We start from the raw sequence: 16,591 nt of genomic DNA, 5'->3' as shown, positions 1-16,591 counted from the left end.
TGGGTAACCTAAATAAAATGCCTATTGGGAGTGATGATGATGTTAAAGGGTAAGAAACGAGCTATGCTAATAGGAGGAGTTGCTGGCTTCGCTTTTATGTATCTTTATAAAATGGAAAATAGAGAAACTGCGAAAGTAACTATGAAAAATACGAAAACGAAAGTTTCTTCCTATGTGGATTCAAGGAAACATCAGCCTACACAAATGATGAAAGCTGGTCATTCACATCCTCATGATCCAGACGATAATCGGATGGTAGAGGAAGGCTCCATGTATAGTGTGCGATACTACAATGAAAAAGTACAAGATAGCAATGGACAATTAGATTTCCCAAAATCTCAAAAGAAAAAGCTACCTAGCACAAAAGAATCTTTACCCAAAGATAATAACGAATCGCCTGCAAAACAGGAGAATACAGATAGAGATCCTACCCACTCAAGTAATACTTAAATACTCTTCATTTGAGTAAAATGAAAAAGTCCATAAATAAAATGGAAGCTCTTTGCTAAAGCAAAGAGCTTTTTTTGCATTCATCCCGTGACTTTATAAAGGAATATGATGGGTGAACAAAGAATGGTACACATATAATGGTTACATCGTTTGAATAACTGGGGGAGAAACATGTGAGATTATCCGAGATCCATCCATTGTTTTATCACATTAGAATAAAACAAAAATGGCTATTTCGCTTTATACAGAACGTGAGAGACAGAAAAAAATTTGCCAAGCATCTGATGAAAACGTCTTATGCTTATACGTGTAAAAAACACCAATCGCTTTTACGGAGGCGTTTAGGTGATAGCGATCCACAGCTCCAAGAAAATAAGATAGTGAATCTTTCCATTGCAGCGAGTAAAATCGACGGAATTGTCATTTCCCCAGGTGAAGTTTTTTCATTTTGGGAATTAGTAGGTAAAACAACCAAGGCAAAAGGATATATAGAAGGTATGCAGCTCTCGAGGGGAGAAGTGAAAACAGGCTTTGGGGGAGGAATCTGTCAGCTAGCTAATCTCCTTTATTGGATGGCCTTACACACTCCTTTGACCATTTCAGAAAGACATCATCACAGCTTTGATCCGTTCCCGGACGAAGGAAGAGTTCTTCCATTTGGCAGCGGTGCAAGTGTTTTTTACAATTATGTGGATTTACGATTTCGTAATACAACGGAACAGTCCTTTCAGATACGCGTTTGGTTAACCGATGATCACCTAAAGGGGGCCATTTATACGAACGAGGAAATGCGCTATTCTTATCATCTTGAGGAACGGAATCATTCATTTTCAAAGCAGCATGAAAAGAACTTTAGACAGAATGAAATTTGGAGAAAAACGGTGGATAAAAGAACAGGGAACTATATGAAGGAAGAATTACTAATCAAAAATCATGCGGAAGTTAAATATGAAATCAAGCCAGAGATGTTGCTAAATAGTTAGAAGCGGCAGCCAAATTTCCTCGCCATTCCAAGTCTTAAAAATCAAAAAAAGCCAGAAGAAAAATGCATTATTTTTCTTCTGGCGTTGTGTTTTAAGGCGCACTATTCTTTTTTCTATCCCAAGGAGTACCTAATAATGGCAGAGCCCAGCGATCCAATCCGTACCATCCTGCTACTTTCCAAGCAAGTACTAACCAAGTGGCTAGGATGAAAAGCAATGGATTAGTACTAAGCGTTCCAGCAAACAGAAAACTGACGTTCATGAAAGCACCGAAAAAAGCTGCGATTCCAGTAAGTAAACCGAACACTAAGCCCAATCCTACTAATAACTCGCCATATGCTACTACGAACGAAAACAACTTTGCATGTGGGAGCACAGTGTTTTCAAGAAAAGTTGCAAACCATCCAGCCACATCTGCGCCTTCCTGTGATTTTGCAAGTGCACCATTCACAAATCCGGTGAGTGCAGCTCCAGCATTTTCCCCTGTCCAAGCATCATTGTGTAATTTCCCCCAACCAGCTTTCAACCAAGTGGAACCTAGATAAAGTCGGATAATTAACCAAATAACCGCAGAACGAGTACTACTAAATAAGAATCGAGAAACTGGGTTCTCTGGAAAATAAACAGTACTTTTTTCTCTCATATTAATCACTCCTCTTTAACCCCATTGTATAATCTAACATTCTCCTTTTCTATATAGTCATGTGTCTATCATGTAAACAAAAAAGGAATTTTTTGTTACATCTATGGTTTGAGAGTATTACGAATATAAGATTTAGAATTTTCATATAATCAGTACAAAATGAACGCACTAGAAATAAAGGAGGATTATTGTTTGAATTGTTCAAATTGTGGTCACGAACAATCAGTTGGGATGTTTTGTAGTATATGTGGAAATAAATTGGGGGAGCCAATTTTGAATACGGAACCTATTGCTTCAAGAACACGATCAGTAAAACCAAACGTACATGTAGAAAGTATAAAATCGAAACTGAAAACATATAGTTCTTATTTGATTCAACGCCTAAAAAAACCTTCCCTAGCATACAATCAAGGAGAAAATGAGTTTACGAGCAGTATTGTTAGTATTATTTTATTTACCGTACTTTTTACACTTTCCTTATTTTTATTAACTAAAAACTTAAGTTCAAGTCATTCACCGAACTTTTTATCCTTTTTTATGGAAGCATTTTTACTTACATTTTTTTTGATCGGAATCGTCTTACTTTCCATTTTTCTCATCAGCAATTTTTTTGGCCCACAACATACATTTAAAGCAATCATCTGTTTTTATGGGGGGCAATTATCTCTACTCATTATTGGGTTAACAGGTTCCATATTACTTATGCTTGTAGAATCAGTTACATACGGCAATGCCCTTTTAACTATCTGCTTGGTTTTCGGTATTTTTATATTACCACTTTATGTTATGGGATTTTTGCTTACTAAAAACCAATCTGGAATTGACCCACTATATGGATTTATGTTGTATATTGTAACCTTTATCATTCTATTTATATTGTTTCTCACCATCGTTGGTGATTCAAAAATAGGTGGATATTTTAATCATATGAATTACTTATTTTAAAACAATAAGAAAGAGAGACCTTCATGGATCTCTTTTTTTGCTTTTTCAGATTACTAAGTACTTAAATTTGCGATTGAGTACTTGAACTTGCGATTTGCGTACTTGATCTTGTGATTCGGAAGCGTGAATTTGCGATTTGCGTACTAGATTTTGTGATTCGAGGACTCTATCTTGCGATTCGTCGAAATTTACTGGGCATACTGCATTATAAAGGTGTGCAAATTCAAAAAAAGATCCTTTCAAGTCAATTGACTCAAAAGGATCTTTCTCGTATTCTATTGAACTATATTGGAAGAGGAAATGTAACCTGATACGTTTTTGCCATTGATGATGGTTTCCACTGGATACCATACAAAATGGTTAGTGGAGTCTTTTCGTTGATCATAGATAGGTGACCCTATAATCTTCATTGTTGTTCCTTTGCTTGTTGGGATAAGTTCTGAATTCGTTGTACTTGGTAATTTACGAATCCCTTTCCCATCATACTTCACTTGATTTCCTTCGCTTAACAATTCCTTCGATGGAGTTGCATTCGATGAAAGGGTAAAGTTCTTTTTATTAAATATGATGGAATGATTTGTATCTTCCCCGTAAGTGAAATCATTTTTGGTCATGTCAATCGAAGTAATATTTGTAGAAAGCAATCCATTTTCGCGAATAGCTTGGAATACTTTCTCTTGATACGCGTCTAAATTTCTTTTACCAGTAGCTTGGAAAAATGGACTATTTTCTGCTTTTGTTCCATTATAGGCCATGACTGCGAAATACCAGCTCTCTAAATTTTTCGGATTATGATCTGCAATTTTAGGCAAATCACTTCTATTGAAATTTTTCACAAGCATGTCAATACCAGTTTCAATATTGTACGTTAGGTCATATTTTAAACGTTCTACATCGTATCCTGCTGTGTTTGTTATTTGCATTAATCCAATCCCACCGTCACTACTAATCATCGGTTCACCGTTCGATTGGAAATGAACCCAACCATTACTTTCAACGGAAGCTACTGCTTTGACAATCTCAGGTGGAATCGTTGTTTCTGCATTTCTTGCCGCTTCTGTCAGTAAACAGTTGATGGTTTGACGATCTGGATTTGTTTTACTTTCTGGATTATATCCACATGCATATACAGGTAGACGCAGATTATCATTTAATGCTCTTGCTAAAAAGGCAGCAAAGTGCGCACGAGTTACTGGCTGATTTGGTTTAAACTCATCTTTTGAGTACCCTGCTACAACCCCAAAAGCAGTTGCTTTCCGAATAGATGAATAAGCGGATGAATTTAGTGAAACATCCGCAAAAGGAAGTGCTTCCTTCTCTAGCTTAAAAGCTCTTGCTATAAAACTAGTCATCTGTCCTCTTGTTACAACTTCTTGTGGGCGGAATGTTCCATCCGGATATCCTTTAATAATCCCCGCATCATTGGCAGATTGAATAGCACCAGAAGCTTGATTTTGCATGCTCACATCTGAAAAAACAGTTTTTTGTTTGGTCATATCCAATTTCATTGCTCTTGCAACCATTAAAGCAGCTTGTTTTCGTGTAACAAATTCGTTTGGATCATAGTGATTGGCATCAACCCCACTAATAATCTTATCCGAAGATAAATAGTTGATATGTTCATAAAATTGATGACTCGTAGGAACATCCGTAAAAGTCTGCGCTTGAGCGGGTGATGAAAAAGTCGTTCCTAGTAAAATAAATAAACTTACTAATAATGCTAATTTTCTCATTCGTATCGCCTCCTACCTTAAGGTTACTAAAAAATTAGTAGAATAGATACCAATATGTAGAAATTATCCAATTAAGGAAAGTTGTCAGATTAGTGCCCGATTTGTGTGAGTGACAGGCACCAGAAAAATTTAACATTACTTATTGTTTGGTGGGTTTGTCGTTTTCGGTGGTGGGTTTGTCGCGTTCGTGTCTCTGTTTGTCGTGTTCACTCTACAGAAGGTCTCATCCAACCATATTTTTACATTAATACACTTCAGTCGAAGAAATAAGACTAGCCGCTCCAGTTTAAATATGGAGCGGCTTTTTATAGTGGCCATCTTGCGATTCGGGGAGGTTACCTTGCGATTTACACATTCTATCTTGCGATTCGGAAGCGTGATCTTGCGAATCGGAGAGGTCATCTTGCGATTTTAGCACACTACCTTGCGATTCTTACTAAATGAACTGTAAATTTGAAAAAGGTACCAGGTCCATGCACAATTCAGTAGTGTATTAGAACCGGTACCGAAAGTTGTGTGGATACCTCTCACCAAAGATTAATTATCAGAATAGTTTCCGAATCGTGTGGGTGACTGGCACCAAAACTAAATCCTCCGACTAATCCTCCGTCACTTCACTTGTCGCCGTGATCTCAATTCCATTTAGCGCTTGTGTAGCCAAACGGTCTGCTTCTGCATTTGCTTTTCTCGGCACGAGTTCATACTCTGGCTGGATTCCAAGTTCTTTCAGCTTCGCATCTATCCGGTCCGCCCAGCCTGATAGATCCTTCTCGAGAGCCGGCCATTCCCCGTTCATTTGGTTAATGACAACCTGGGAATCTCCGATGAACCATACTGGTAGATGATGAACATTTAAAAGCGCTAACTCCTGCAAGCTTAAATAAAGCGCCGCATATTCAGCCTCATTATTCGACGTCAATTGTGCAGATGGTGCATTCCGCCGGAGCCTGTACGACTTTCCATTCTGGTCATAAAAGATGACGCAACCTAAACCAGCTCTGCTCGTCGCAAGATCGAAACCACCGTCGAAATAAACTGTGACGTTATGCGGCTCGGTTTCGATTCCTTTTAAATAACTCTTCATTTCTTTGATCGTCCATGTGCTGTCAAATCGGTCAATAAATATAATGCTTTTGGCACGACCAGTCCGCTCCATGTCTTCTGCAAGCAGTATTCCATGTGCTGCGGGCATCTCCTCCGAGTGGAAAACCGTTTCGGTTCCTTTCGGTGTTCTATAAATCCATTCGATTCGGATATTCATTGCTAGTCCTCCTTACACCAATGAGTCTGTATAATGTTGAGTTTTCCCAATACAGATCATTTTTATGAAACATCTATAAGTTAAACAAAAATATGAAACTCACCGTTGAATGCCATCGGTTTGTCCATGGGTGAAATATCTATATTCAAAACCAGTTTCCGTTTCCTTATAATCTATATTTGCATCGACACATGCTTGTCTAAGTAACTTTTTAGCTACTCCATTTTGAATATTCCACTCAGCAATTAGTGAATTTATTTCCTGCATATTATTTCTATCTAACGTAACATTTCTCTCTAGGGCAATGGAATATTCCTCTAATGTTTCAAGGACATCTTGAATGCTCATGTGAAAGGCTTCAAACTCTTTCGGAACACGAATAGCGGTCAAGTTTTCTTTCGCTACGTTCAATTCTTTCTGGGCATTTAAAATTTCAAAGTTCGTCAAAGGATCACTTGGGGTGTGCAACTTCTCATTCAGCACGATAAATTGAGCATTGATATCATAATACGAACGATAGCCTTCATCCAAATAAGTCGTTATTTTCTTATGACGCGCAATCGTAAATTCACCTACAATAAATCCCCTATTTTCAAGCAGTGTAAAGCCTATAAGAACCAAAACTAACAGCAATATTGTTTTTCGTGAAAAAACTTTTTTAATATTCTTTTCAGGGAAATTAACACTACTATCGGTTGACTCTTTTCGATAAGGAATCACTTCTTCACATCCTTTCCCTTCTCTACCAAACATCTCGAATAAAAATATATGTATATTGTAATACAAAGGAAAGACAAATTATGTCGAACCACGTTTCAAAGAGCAAACAATCTTTTGGATAATGAAACAAATACCCATTTCCTACAACAAAAATAGCAGCCGAAATCTCATCTCGGCTGCTCTTTCTAATACATTTCATTAAGATTACAGAAAGATTACTGGTGCCTGGCACCAGTAATCTTTCTTCTATAATATGGATGAACGAGACAAAACTCATTGTGAACGCGACAAACGACACCTCGAACACGACAAACCACACGCCGAACGCGACAAAACCACTGCCAAACACGACAAAAACCACCTCTGCTACAAAAACAGAGGTGGGTGTTCATTTAGCTATTATTTCAATGAGTATTTTCCGAAACCATCAGTACCTTCGCCAAGGTATTTAATGCTTCCGTTTGCAGGGATAACTTTCTCTGCTTTTTTGGATGATTCGAATACTACTTGTGCGTTTGCAGGTATTGTAGCGAACTTCCAGTTGCCGTCAGCGGATGGATCGATTGTTTTCTCCGCAAGAATATAGTCGATGATTGCTTGACGGTTCTCATCTGGGTAGATTTCGATTGCCGTCGCATTACGCACACCTGGGAATGTTCCGTTTGCACGGTAGTTATTTGTTGCAACGATGAATTCTTGTTTCAAATCAATTGGTTTTCCGTTGTATTGTAAATTTTTAATACGTGATGCACTTTCATTTTTCACTTTACCTTCTACATCGTATTTAGCAGGTTGTGTCACGTCGATTTCATACGTTACCCCATCAATTACGTCATAGTTGTATGAACGGTATTCTGAATTGATAAGCTGTTGCTCTCCTGTTTTCGTTGCATCGATTTGATTAAATTGACCTGCAGACATTTCCAGCCATTCTTTCACGTCTGCTCCTGTCACTTTTACCATGGAAAGCGTATTGTCATATAGATATAAATCCGCTACGTTTTTAATTGCTAATTCGCCTTTTGGAACGAATGTGTAGTATTCTGGATCGCTTCTAGTTCCCGCTTTAAATGGTGCACCAGCAGAAAGAACGACTAGTTTTTCATATGCTGTACCTTTCAGTTTCGCTTTTACATAGGCAGTTTGTGCGTTTGTTACGATTTGGATCGATGGATCATCTTGCACTTGGGAGAAGTAGCTATGAATGTCTGCTGTTGAAGTTCCAACTGCTTGACGAACGTATTTAATCGTTCCATCATGCGCTTCTTTCACTGCTTTCACAACAGTTTGATCTAGGTCCGTAGCGTCTTTTGCAATTGCACGCACTTCCGCTTTTGACTCTGCTACATCCCACTCGTTTCCTTTTTTCACTAGCTCTAAATCAATAACCCCTAAATGGCTACCGAATTTACCAGGCATAACAACTGGAACTCCATTGATCGTACCTTTTTCAACATCCACATTAGTTAAAGAAGCATCCACTTTACCAGGGAATACTTGGTGCGCGTGACCTGTAATAATCGCATCAACACCTTTAACTTTTGTTAATAAATACGTTACATCCTCTTCTCCAGCCTCATGTGTCATATTGCCAAGGCCTGAGTGAGATAGAACAACGATTACATCCGCTCCAGCTTTTTGCATTTCAGGAACCACTGCTTCCACCGCTTGAACAGAGTCGTCTACTGTCACTTTTCCTTCTAAATGAGACTTGTCCCACTTAAGGATTTGCGGAGGAACAATACCAGTAACCCCAACTTTAATCGTTGTTTTCTTACCTTTTGAATCAACCACTTCTTTGTCAATCAATGCATATGGCGCATATTTCAATTTCTTCGTAGCTGCATCGCGAATATTCGCATTTAGATAAGGGAAGTTTGCATCATCCGTTACTTCATTTAAATAATCAAGACCGTAGTTGAATTCATGATTCCCGAACGTTGCGCCATCATATTTTAGTAGCTTCATTGCTGTTACAGATGGATGTTCTTCCCCATCTACTAGCTTGTCTACTGCTTGTTTATAAGAACCTAGTGGAGTACCTTGAATTGCATCTCCATTGTCAAATAATAAAGTGTTGCTATTTTCTGTACGTGCATTTTTGATTAATGTAGCTGTTTTAGCAAGACCTAAGCTATTAGACTCTGTGTCTTTGTAATAATCATAGTTCACGATATTTGTATGAATATCAGAAGTTCCTAAAATACGTAAAGAAACCGTCGTATTCGCTTGCGCAGGCTTGTATGCTTTTAAGAAGCGTTGCACAATCGTATTCATCTCGTGTTTACTTAAGACATTTGCAGGTTTCATCGTATTATCCGGATACCCGTTTAAAAAACCTAATCCTACAGCTTTTGCAATAAGACTGCGATTCTCTTTACCAATTTTATTTTTATCATTAAATTTATTTAATGTATCTTCTTCGTAAGTTTTGTCCGCAGCTACCGCTTTGGAAACAATCACAAATGCATGTTCACGAGTAAGCTTTTCATTCGGAGCAAAAACAGTTGAAGACTTTCCTGTGATAAGCTTTAACTCTAGTGCTTTTTCAATATACGGTTTCAATGAATCTGGGACATCTTTAAATGTAACCGACTTACCTGTGCCTAACTCAACACCCATTGCTTCAATGATCGTTTTTACATATTCACCACGCGTGACATCTTGACTATTAGCAGCCGCTGCTTGTTCCACACCAGCCATTCCACTCACTGCTAGCGACAAAGCCAGTGCTGAAGCCGAAACTTTTTTCCACATAAATAGTATTCCTCATCTCTCATTTGTAATATTGAAACAATTATATTATACCAAAAAGAAAGTCAGAAAAGTGTTAAATTATTGTAAAAAATGAAAATTAATCTTAATTTGAATTACTATTCGTGCTAAAAACTCACACAAATTTGATAAAAAAATACCCTCTCAGCTCAATAAAGACCTAAGAGGATATTCTTTGCATCATTCAAACCCATTATTTCCTAATTACAAGTTAATTAAATTGGATAAATAGTCCTCAACGAGACAAAACTATTGCCGAACGCGACAAAACCACTGCCGAGCGCGACAAACGCCACCTCGAACACGACAAAACACAAAAAACCTCTTCATCCATTACTCGATGAAGAGGTTTTTCGCATGCTATTTCATTTTTGCGTATTGTTCCATCAACTTTGTTTGCACCTTCATGTTTGTTGACGTTCGGCTGTTTGGCGCTAATATTACTGATAAGCTTAGTTCCATTTAAATTATGAACTGTTTCACCTATATCTTCACTTGCTTTTGTAACCCCACAAATTCTTCCTCAAAACACATATACCAGTATCCGGACTCATCTTCTTTGCAAATGGCTTCTCTTGTTTCATATAATCCTGCTGGTGTGAAGTAATAGGCACAAACTTGTTCTATTGCAAGTTCGGCATCGTAGAAACGATAGACCATTAATACATTGGACATTTGACTCCTATTCTTTTGAATGAGCAAGGCGTTTAAAACTTCTATTCTATCCATTGACGCAATGTATTGAATCCCGATAACGTTATGAGGAACAAAGCCTTCTTCGGTATCAGAAAAGAGCTTTTCAATGGTTTCCTCATCTTTACTCCAGACAAATTCTCTTTCTAAATGAAGTGCAGGATATAAGAAATTCTCCTTATCTTCTCTTTTGTCCCACTTCCACCACGATAAGTCCTTAGGTCTTGAACGTCCTTTTAACTTATCAAACTTGGAATCTTCTACAAAAGTGTCAAATCCAAGCATCTCACCTAGATTGGCGAAATAATCTATTTCTCTTTTCGTAAACATGGAACGATTATGTAAGGAAGACAAATTTAATCTTCGATAATTTCGTACATATCCATTAAAAAATTGCATGAGATTAAAATATTGTTTCTTCATTTACTATTTTCCTTCTCCCTTATAATTAAATCTAAAAATTCAACTAAATAAAACAAAAAAATAACCAGTCAAATCCAATGATTTAACTGAGACAACTCTATCTAGTTATTTAGTTTTGGGAACACAAAAGCATATCGATGAAATAAAACTCGGTCAGCTTTTTCCATATAAGCTTTTGTTTGTGTAGGGGAACAATAGATGGCTCCATTCGAGTCCTGTAGCTCTAAATTACCAGACATATCATAATCCATAACAATAACCATCACATTTCTTTTCTCTTTTAGTTTTTTAATCATATAACCTGTATGAACTGTAACCCCCATAATCACATGTAATTTCAATACAAAGCGCCTCCTAAACTCGCACGTATCAACTGGTAAAAAAACTCTATTCAGTATATTTATTTTCATTAAAATCGTAGCACAAAGAATTAAACAAGTAAATATCATGTAGTTCAAATAACATAATAAAAAACTTTATATTTCCATTTATACTACATTAGATAAGTATTTATGTTTTTCCAACTCTTCTGCTGCATCTACCATAGTTACTAAACACCATCACTACCTTGTACTTCCTTCCGATAAATCCCTACCAAATCATCCAATAACTCTTGTTGATTTATTTTCAAATGCGGTAGGATATGGAAATAGTCAATTCCATTATGATGCGGCTTCCCAAACATTGGGATACCTGCATCCTCTAGTTGTTTTGTCCATGCTTGTTTTCGCACGCTTAATTGCTTCCAATTTGGATTATTATTAATCCCCCAACATTTGCAGATCCACGGGTGATGTCTCAATTCTTCCATGGAAGGAATAGCATCGATAACAGGAACATCACTTAGTTTTACTAATACCTCAAACAAATCAATAGGGTCTTGCTCTTTCGTATTTCGCAAGGAAAACAGATTGTATAGATGAACACGTCCATCCAATTTTTCGGTGCTATAGATACGTTCGACTAATTTTCGCTTCTGCTCCATCATCAAATCCACTTTCACTTCACCAAAAAGTACCTCTCCTTCTCCTATCACAGGTCCGGTCAAAAGTTCCGTTCTTCCGGGATTCAGAAAAAGAAAAGCTCCAAGCGATTTCGTACTCGATCCCCATTGCAAATAAGCAGACGTACGGAATACATACCCTCTCCGCTCCTCAAATTGACCAAAAGCCTTCACATTGTTCAAGTAAACCCCTCCTAAATGGTTGTCCTCTATTATATTTAATGTGGAAATCAAAGCCCTGTTTGAATTTCTTAATACTCACTTCTTAAAAAACAAATATTAGCTATCATTGCAGCCTATTTACTTTAAATGATAATATATCTATCTCTCAGCCCGCAATTGCAATTGGCAAAAAATTGATATTATCTCCCCTTCGACAGACACAAAAACGCCCTAATTTTTGGAAAATCCACCACTCAACAATAACCTCCGAACACTCAGTATTTTAAGTTGGGAAAATGAAAGAATTGATACTTCCTATACATACAAAAAGCAACCGAAGATACAATTTCGGTTGCTCCTTCACTTCTTTATAAGATGATCACTGACTATTTTTTCTACTAATTATGTTGAGCTTTTAACCATTCCATTGCAACATTTACATGTAAAGTCGAACCATATTTAAAGATGTCTTCATTCGATGCATGCGAGGATTGTGCACTGGTGGTTCTCCCTCTTTACCTGTACCTAAAACAACAACTGCAGAAGGAACCGCTTGAGATATATGAGAGAAATCCTCTGAGCCACCCAATGGTCCTTTACCTATAATTTTATCTTTACCCATGATTTCTTCTAATCTTCGATGTACGCCCGCCACTCCTATTTAACCTTCTCATAAGAGAAATATTGAGTTTGGTTAATTAACTCATCTTGTTGCAAGCACACTGATTAAACATGTTTATCACTCCCTAAAATCCCTTCATGTGTAAGTTCCACATTCACGGCCATTGCCACTGTCGCACCGCTTGCTGCCGCAATTATAATTTGTGATGGATAAACGGATGCTGCTTCCCCGGCTACAAAAAAACCATGAATTTTCGTTTTTCCCGCTTCGTCACACTTGTGGCCCCCGGTATCGTCCAGCTTCAAACCCATGGCTGTCCCTAAATCCGTGGCCTGTACCAATTCCGGTGTGACAAATCCCCCGGTTCTTTCGATGACAAGTCCGTCTTCCAACTCAACGCCCTGAAGCAGCCCGTCATTACCAGTAAGTAGTTTTACTGGACTAGTTTCCACCCGTACTTGCATGTTGCTCAAGTGTTTTAACTGGCTTTTTGTCACTTTGTCACCGTTTGTAAAGATAACCAAGTCCTTGGACCAATTGCGAAGGATCTCTGCCATGTGGATCGTATATTCCACAACCCCGAACAACGCGAGTGGCTGGTCTCTCAGTTCCCACGCATCACAATAAGGGCAGTTGAATATGCTCTTGCCGTAATAATTTCGGAAGTTCGGCACGTTCGGAAACTTTTCAGTGACGCCTGTAGCCAACACAACCTTTCTTGTCTTCCATTCCATCCCTTTATCCGTCTTGATTGTGAAACTATCCGCTTCTTTAATGATCTCCATGACCTTGTCTTCCATTGTCTCGATCGTATTGTATTTTTTAAATTCCTGATGGGCCAATTCACGAAATTCATTCGGTTTCACCCCATCCCTTGTAACGAAGCCATGTGCCTCATGAGTGATTTTATTGCGTGCCTCGTTGCTATCGACCATTACAACGCTTCGTCTGGCTCTTCCTAATACCAATGTCGCATTTAAACCTGCTGGTCCCCCGCCAATAATAGTGCAATCCTTCATTCCTGTTCCTCCGCTTAAAAACGTTATGTAAATTCAGTCCGTTTTTTTACAAATATATTGATACTCTTACCTTCTTTTTACATATTCAAACGAAAATTTTTTAGATGAAAGGGTAAAATATTACATTTCCTACCATAGGAAGAGCTGTCGATGATACAATTTGAAACTCACTTTGAAAACCTTCTCCTTTATGCTATGGATCTAAAAACTTTTCAAAATAAAGTTCAATATTAGAAAGACCTCCTACACTTTATCAATTCAAGTGTAGGAGGTCTTATTTGTTAGTATGAATCTAGAATTGTAGTTAATTGTAAGTATCGTTTAGAATAGATTCTGATACCGGGACATCAAGAAGGACTATTAGATGTCAGTGGAATCTTCTCATAATCTTCCGGATTCAATGTTTCAACAGAGCCATCTGCAACTCCTTGGATAATTGCTTCGAGTCCACGTTCAACCGATTTAACAAGTTGTCCTTTTTCCTTATGTCCCATCATTTGTGTCTGTCCTTTCACCTCAAAAAGCACCGTTCCACTTCCATTCAGTGCATAACTTCCAAGTGCTGTGCCTGGAAGATCAAGCCCTTGAGAATAAAGAGAAATATTTGTAAACTTTGAGTTTCCATAAGATTGTAGTTCGTTATAAGCTGCAACGTTCAATTGTCTTGAAAAATCATAGTTATAGTCATCAGCATATTGGGCATATTTCGTTCCTTCAGGCGTGTTCGGATTTGGAACAAACTGTGCAGATAGCGAAAGGGTTACTTCATCCGACGTGCCGTCCACATAGTACATGCCCTGATGATGTAGATCTATGAAAACATCTACGTTTCCATATTCCGCTTTCAATGCTTTGTATACGTCACGAGAAGTTTGCGATTCAGGTGTGATAAACCAACCAGGCTTATTGGATGCTCCTGGGAAATCTTGTGCCGTTGGGACATAGTTGAGATTTGGATTAAAATCTCTATTTACATCGAAACCTGGATTTTCACCGTAGTTATAACTTTGACTGATTCCTCGGTCTAAATAGTTCCAAGAAGGTTTAGCACTCGCCAGTTGTGGGAAATCCTCCACCACTTCAGCCCATGTCATACTATTGCGACGTTTATCTCCTTCGGATGCATCTGGATTCATCATTGGCATAAATACAAGAGTCACTTCTTCCCGTATTTTTTTCGCTTCTTTTGAATTTGTGGAAAGGTTATTTAATAGATTTAAAATAGCGACCGTACCAGTTTTTTCGTTTCCATGAATTTCACTTTGAATAAGAATAACCTTGTCTCCCGTCCCAACTTTTACCGTGTAAATATCCAAACCTTTGTGTGATTGCCCAGCGACCTCTACCTGTACAACCCCATTACTTGATTTTTCGATCTGTTTAAGACTTTTTTGCAGCTCACTGTGACTAATAAAACCAGAGATTGAATACGGATGATGATGCATTTCTTGATTTACAGGATCAGCCGCATAAGCAGGGAAAGCCAAGCTTGTACATAATCCTAAAATTCCAATTGTACTAACTATTTTCTTCTTCACTACCCATCCACTCCTTCTTATTCTTAGATTCGTTAATAGAATAACAAAGGAAAATTTAATAGTAAATATATTTTGAATATTTGATTAATTAGTAATGTAAACAAAACTTTTGGATCGAAATACATCTATCTTTAGTGACACGAAGTACTAATTATTTCGGCTAGCGAAGTTAGTGAGTTTATAGGACAAATCCACTACTACAAAAAGATTTACTACTGAAATACCAAAAGTAAAGAAGATTATAGTAAGTGAATTTCAGACTATTGTCAGAAACGATTAGAATCTAACACAGAGAAGTATTTTCAAATCTTCTCTTCCGCCTTATTTTTTTCACTCCTTTACTTTTCCATCATTAATTTTAAAATCAATTCATCTGTTTGCCTTGTACCCTCGTTTCCTAATGTACAGAAAGCATCGATCGTTTTCTCTACATCCTCATGTATAAAGCCATCTGTAGACTGAATCTCTTGGTGGTTTATAGCGAGTAAAGCAGACTGAACGGCAACATTAGAACAAGTGGAGACCTTCATAGCACATCCCGCTTTTGCTCCGTCGCAAATCATTCCCGATACATTCCCAATAGTATTTTGTATAGCCCCTTTGACTTGTTGTAGTGACCCATCCAGCAAATGGACGATACCTGCACTTGCTCCCATTCCAGCAACAGTCACCCCACATAATGCGGATAGGCGGCCAAATTTAGATTTGATATGGATGGTAACTAAGTGACTAAGTGCTACTGCTCGAATCATTTTTTCTTCTGAAACTTGGAGTTTCTCCGCTACACCGACGACTGGAAGCGTTACGGCAATGCCTTGATTTCCACTTCCCGAGTTCGCCATAACAGGAAGTGTGGAGCCCGCCATTCGAGCGTCCGATCCTGCCGCTGCAAGGGACATAGCGACAGTTGCTAAATCATCTGATAATATGCCTTTTTGAACATTTTGCTGAATAGTTTTTCCAACATTAAGTCCGTAATCACCTGAAAGTCCCTCGAGAGCAATTACTTTGTTCAAGTCAATACTCTGTTTGACCAGTGCCAAGTTCTTCAGATCGGTTTGAATAACCCACTCATAAATTTCATCAATCGATAATTTGTCTAGTTCTTCCCCTTCTGATGCGACCCCTAGATTCTCACATCCACCTCGAGAAATTGCTTTGCCATCCACTTCAATTAAAGAGATATTACTATGATTATCCGATATAATGACTCTAGCACTTTGCTGATCCGTTTGGACAGTGACTTCAATGAATAACCGCTTCGGACTATCCGACTGGCTAGCCTTCACTTTCCCTTCATTAATGAGCTTAAAAGCTAAACGTTCATCTTCTTTCGTAAGCCCCTCTAACAATTCCAGCTTTCTATCTGGGTTGCCAGCAACTACCCCAATCGCTGCAGAGAAATCCAGACCTTTCCCTGACATCCCAGGAATTCCAACAGATTTAGCATTCTTAATAATATTGCCACTAGCCTTCACCATTACTTCTTGTATTTCCCCGTTCACATGCTTCTTTGCAGTAGCAGCTGCCAACGCGATAGCAACCGGTTCCGTGCATCCAAGTGCCACGACTAATTCCTTTTCTAAAATCATTGAAATTTTATTCTCTTCCATTTGCTACA

Annotated in this window: 15 protein-coding genes; 3 read left to right on the top strand and 12 right to left on the bottom strand. The window is 38.1% G+C overall.

Features of this window, described 5'->3' with window-relative positions; all coding sequences use genetic code 11:
• Positions 1-33 precede the first annotated feature (33 nt).
• Together MHH81_RS03780 and MHH81_RS03775 are read left to right on the top strand one after the other, a co-directional pair.
• Positions 34-450 (top strand): hypothetical protein, encoded by a 417-nt coding sequence (locus MHH81_RS03780; protein ID WP_340918044.1) that lies wholly within the window; start codon positions 34-36, stop codon positions 448-450.
• Positions 451-830: 380 nt separating this feature from the next.
• Positions 831-1,433, top strand: coding sequence for a VanW family protein (locus tag MHH81_RS03775; RefSeq protein WP_340918042.1), 603 nt, complete (start codon positions 831-833; stop codon positions 1,431-1,433).
• 91 nt (positions 1,434-1,524) lie between these two features.
• Here the strand turns inward: MHH81_RS03775 and MHH81_RS03770 are convergent, their stop codons facing one another.
• Complete coding sequence (locus MHH81_RS03770) at positions 1,525-2,076, bottom strand: DoxX family membrane protein (RefSeq protein ID WP_340918040.1); 552 nt, start codon at positions 2,074-2,076, stop codon at positions 1,525-1,527.
• 192 nt (positions 2,077-2,268) lie between these two features.
• Between MHH81_RS03770 and MHH81_RS03765 the strand changes: the two genes are divergently transcribed.
• Positions 2,269-3,021, top strand: a complete 753-nt coding sequence (locus MHH81_RS03765; protein ID WP_340918038.1) for a hypothetical protein — start codon at positions 2,269-2,271, stop codon at positions 3,019-3,021.
• 275 nt (positions 3,022-3,296) lie between these two features.
• Here the strand turns inward: MHH81_RS03765 and MHH81_RS03760 are convergent, their stop codons facing one another.
• The 11 genes from MHH81_RS03760 to MHH81_RS03710 form a co-directional block, all read right to left on the bottom strand.
• Positions 3,297-4,754 (bottom strand): S-layer homology domain-containing protein, encoded by a 1,458-nt coding sequence (locus MHH81_RS03760; RefSeq protein WP_340918036.1) that lies wholly within the window; start codon positions 4,752-4,754, stop codon positions 3,297-3,299.
• A 598-nt stretch (positions 4,755-5,352) separates the two neighbouring features.
• On the bottom strand, positions 5,353-6,015 hold the full coding sequence (locus MHH81_RS03755) for a ribonuclease H family protein (protein ID WP_340918034.1): 663 nt from the start codon (positions 6,013-6,015) through the stop codon (positions 5,353-5,355).
• Between the two features lie 99 nt (positions 6,016-6,114).
• On the bottom strand, positions 6,115-6,735 hold the full coding sequence (locus MHH81_RS03750) for a hypothetical protein (protein ID WP_340918031.1): 621 nt from the start codon (positions 6,733-6,735) through the stop codon (positions 6,115-6,117).
• A gap of 399 nt (positions 6,736-7,134) precedes the next feature.
• Positions 7,135-9,492, bottom strand: coding sequence for a bifunctional 2',3'-cyclic-nucleotide 2'-phosphodiesterase/3'-nucleotidase (locus MHH81_RS03745; protein WP_340918029.1), 2,358 nt, complete (start codon positions 9,490-9,492; stop codon positions 7,135-7,137).
• A gap of 501 nt (positions 9,493-9,993) precedes the next feature.
• Positions 9,994-10,626: a hypothetical protein gene (locus tag MHH81_RS03740; RefSeq protein ID WP_340918027.1), complete on the bottom strand. Its 633-nt coding sequence runs from the start codon at positions 10,624-10,626 to the stop codon at positions 9,994-9,996.
• A 101-nt stretch (positions 10,627-10,727) separates the two neighbouring features.
• Positions 10,728-10,967 carry a hypothetical protein gene (locus MHH81_RS03735; RefSeq protein WP_340918026.1) on the bottom strand — a complete coding sequence of 80 codons (240 nt, stop codon included), beginning with the start codon at positions 10,965-10,967 and terminating at the stop codon, positions 10,728-10,730.
• 209 nt (positions 10,968-11,176) lie between these two features.
• Positions 11,177-11,812 (bottom strand): hypothetical protein, encoded by a 636-nt coding sequence (locus tag MHH81_RS03730; RefSeq protein ID WP_340918024.1) that lies wholly within the window; start codon positions 11,810-11,812, stop codon positions 11,177-11,179.
• 415 nt (positions 11,813-12,227) lie between these two features.
• Positions 12,228-12,446, bottom strand: a complete 219-nt coding sequence (locus tag MHH81_RS03725; RefSeq protein ID WP_340918022.1) for a hypothetical protein — start codon at positions 12,444-12,446, stop codon at positions 12,228-12,230.
• A 71-nt stretch (positions 12,447-12,517) separates the two neighbouring features.
• Positions 12,518-13,432, bottom strand: coding sequence for an NAD(P)/FAD-dependent oxidoreductase (locus MHH81_RS03720; RefSeq protein ID WP_340918019.1), 915 nt, complete (start codon positions 13,430-13,432; stop codon positions 12,518-12,520).
• Between the two features lie 347 nt (positions 13,433-13,779).
• Positions 13,780-14,970 carry a M14 family zinc carboxypeptidase gene (locus tag MHH81_RS03715; protein ID WP_340918016.1) on the bottom strand — a complete coding sequence of 397 codons (1,191 nt, stop codon included), beginning with the start codon at positions 14,968-14,970 and terminating at the stop codon, positions 13,780-13,782.
• Between the two features lie 338 nt (positions 14,971-15,308).
• On the bottom strand, positions 15,309-16,583 hold the full coding sequence (locus MHH81_RS03710) for an L-cysteine desulfidase family protein (protein ID WP_340918014.1): 1,275 nt from the start codon (positions 16,581-16,583) through the stop codon (positions 15,309-15,311).
• Positions 16,584-16,591 lie beyond the last annotated feature (8 nt).

It is taken from the genome of Psychrobacillus sp. FSL H8-0484 (genome assembly GCF_038005325.1).
Classification (GTDB): Bacteria; Bacillota; Bacilli; order Bacillales_A; family Planococcaceae; genus Psychrobacillus.
The sequence above is the reverse complement of the archived record's forward strand: the minus strand, read 5'-3'. Positions and strand labels throughout refer to the sequence as shown.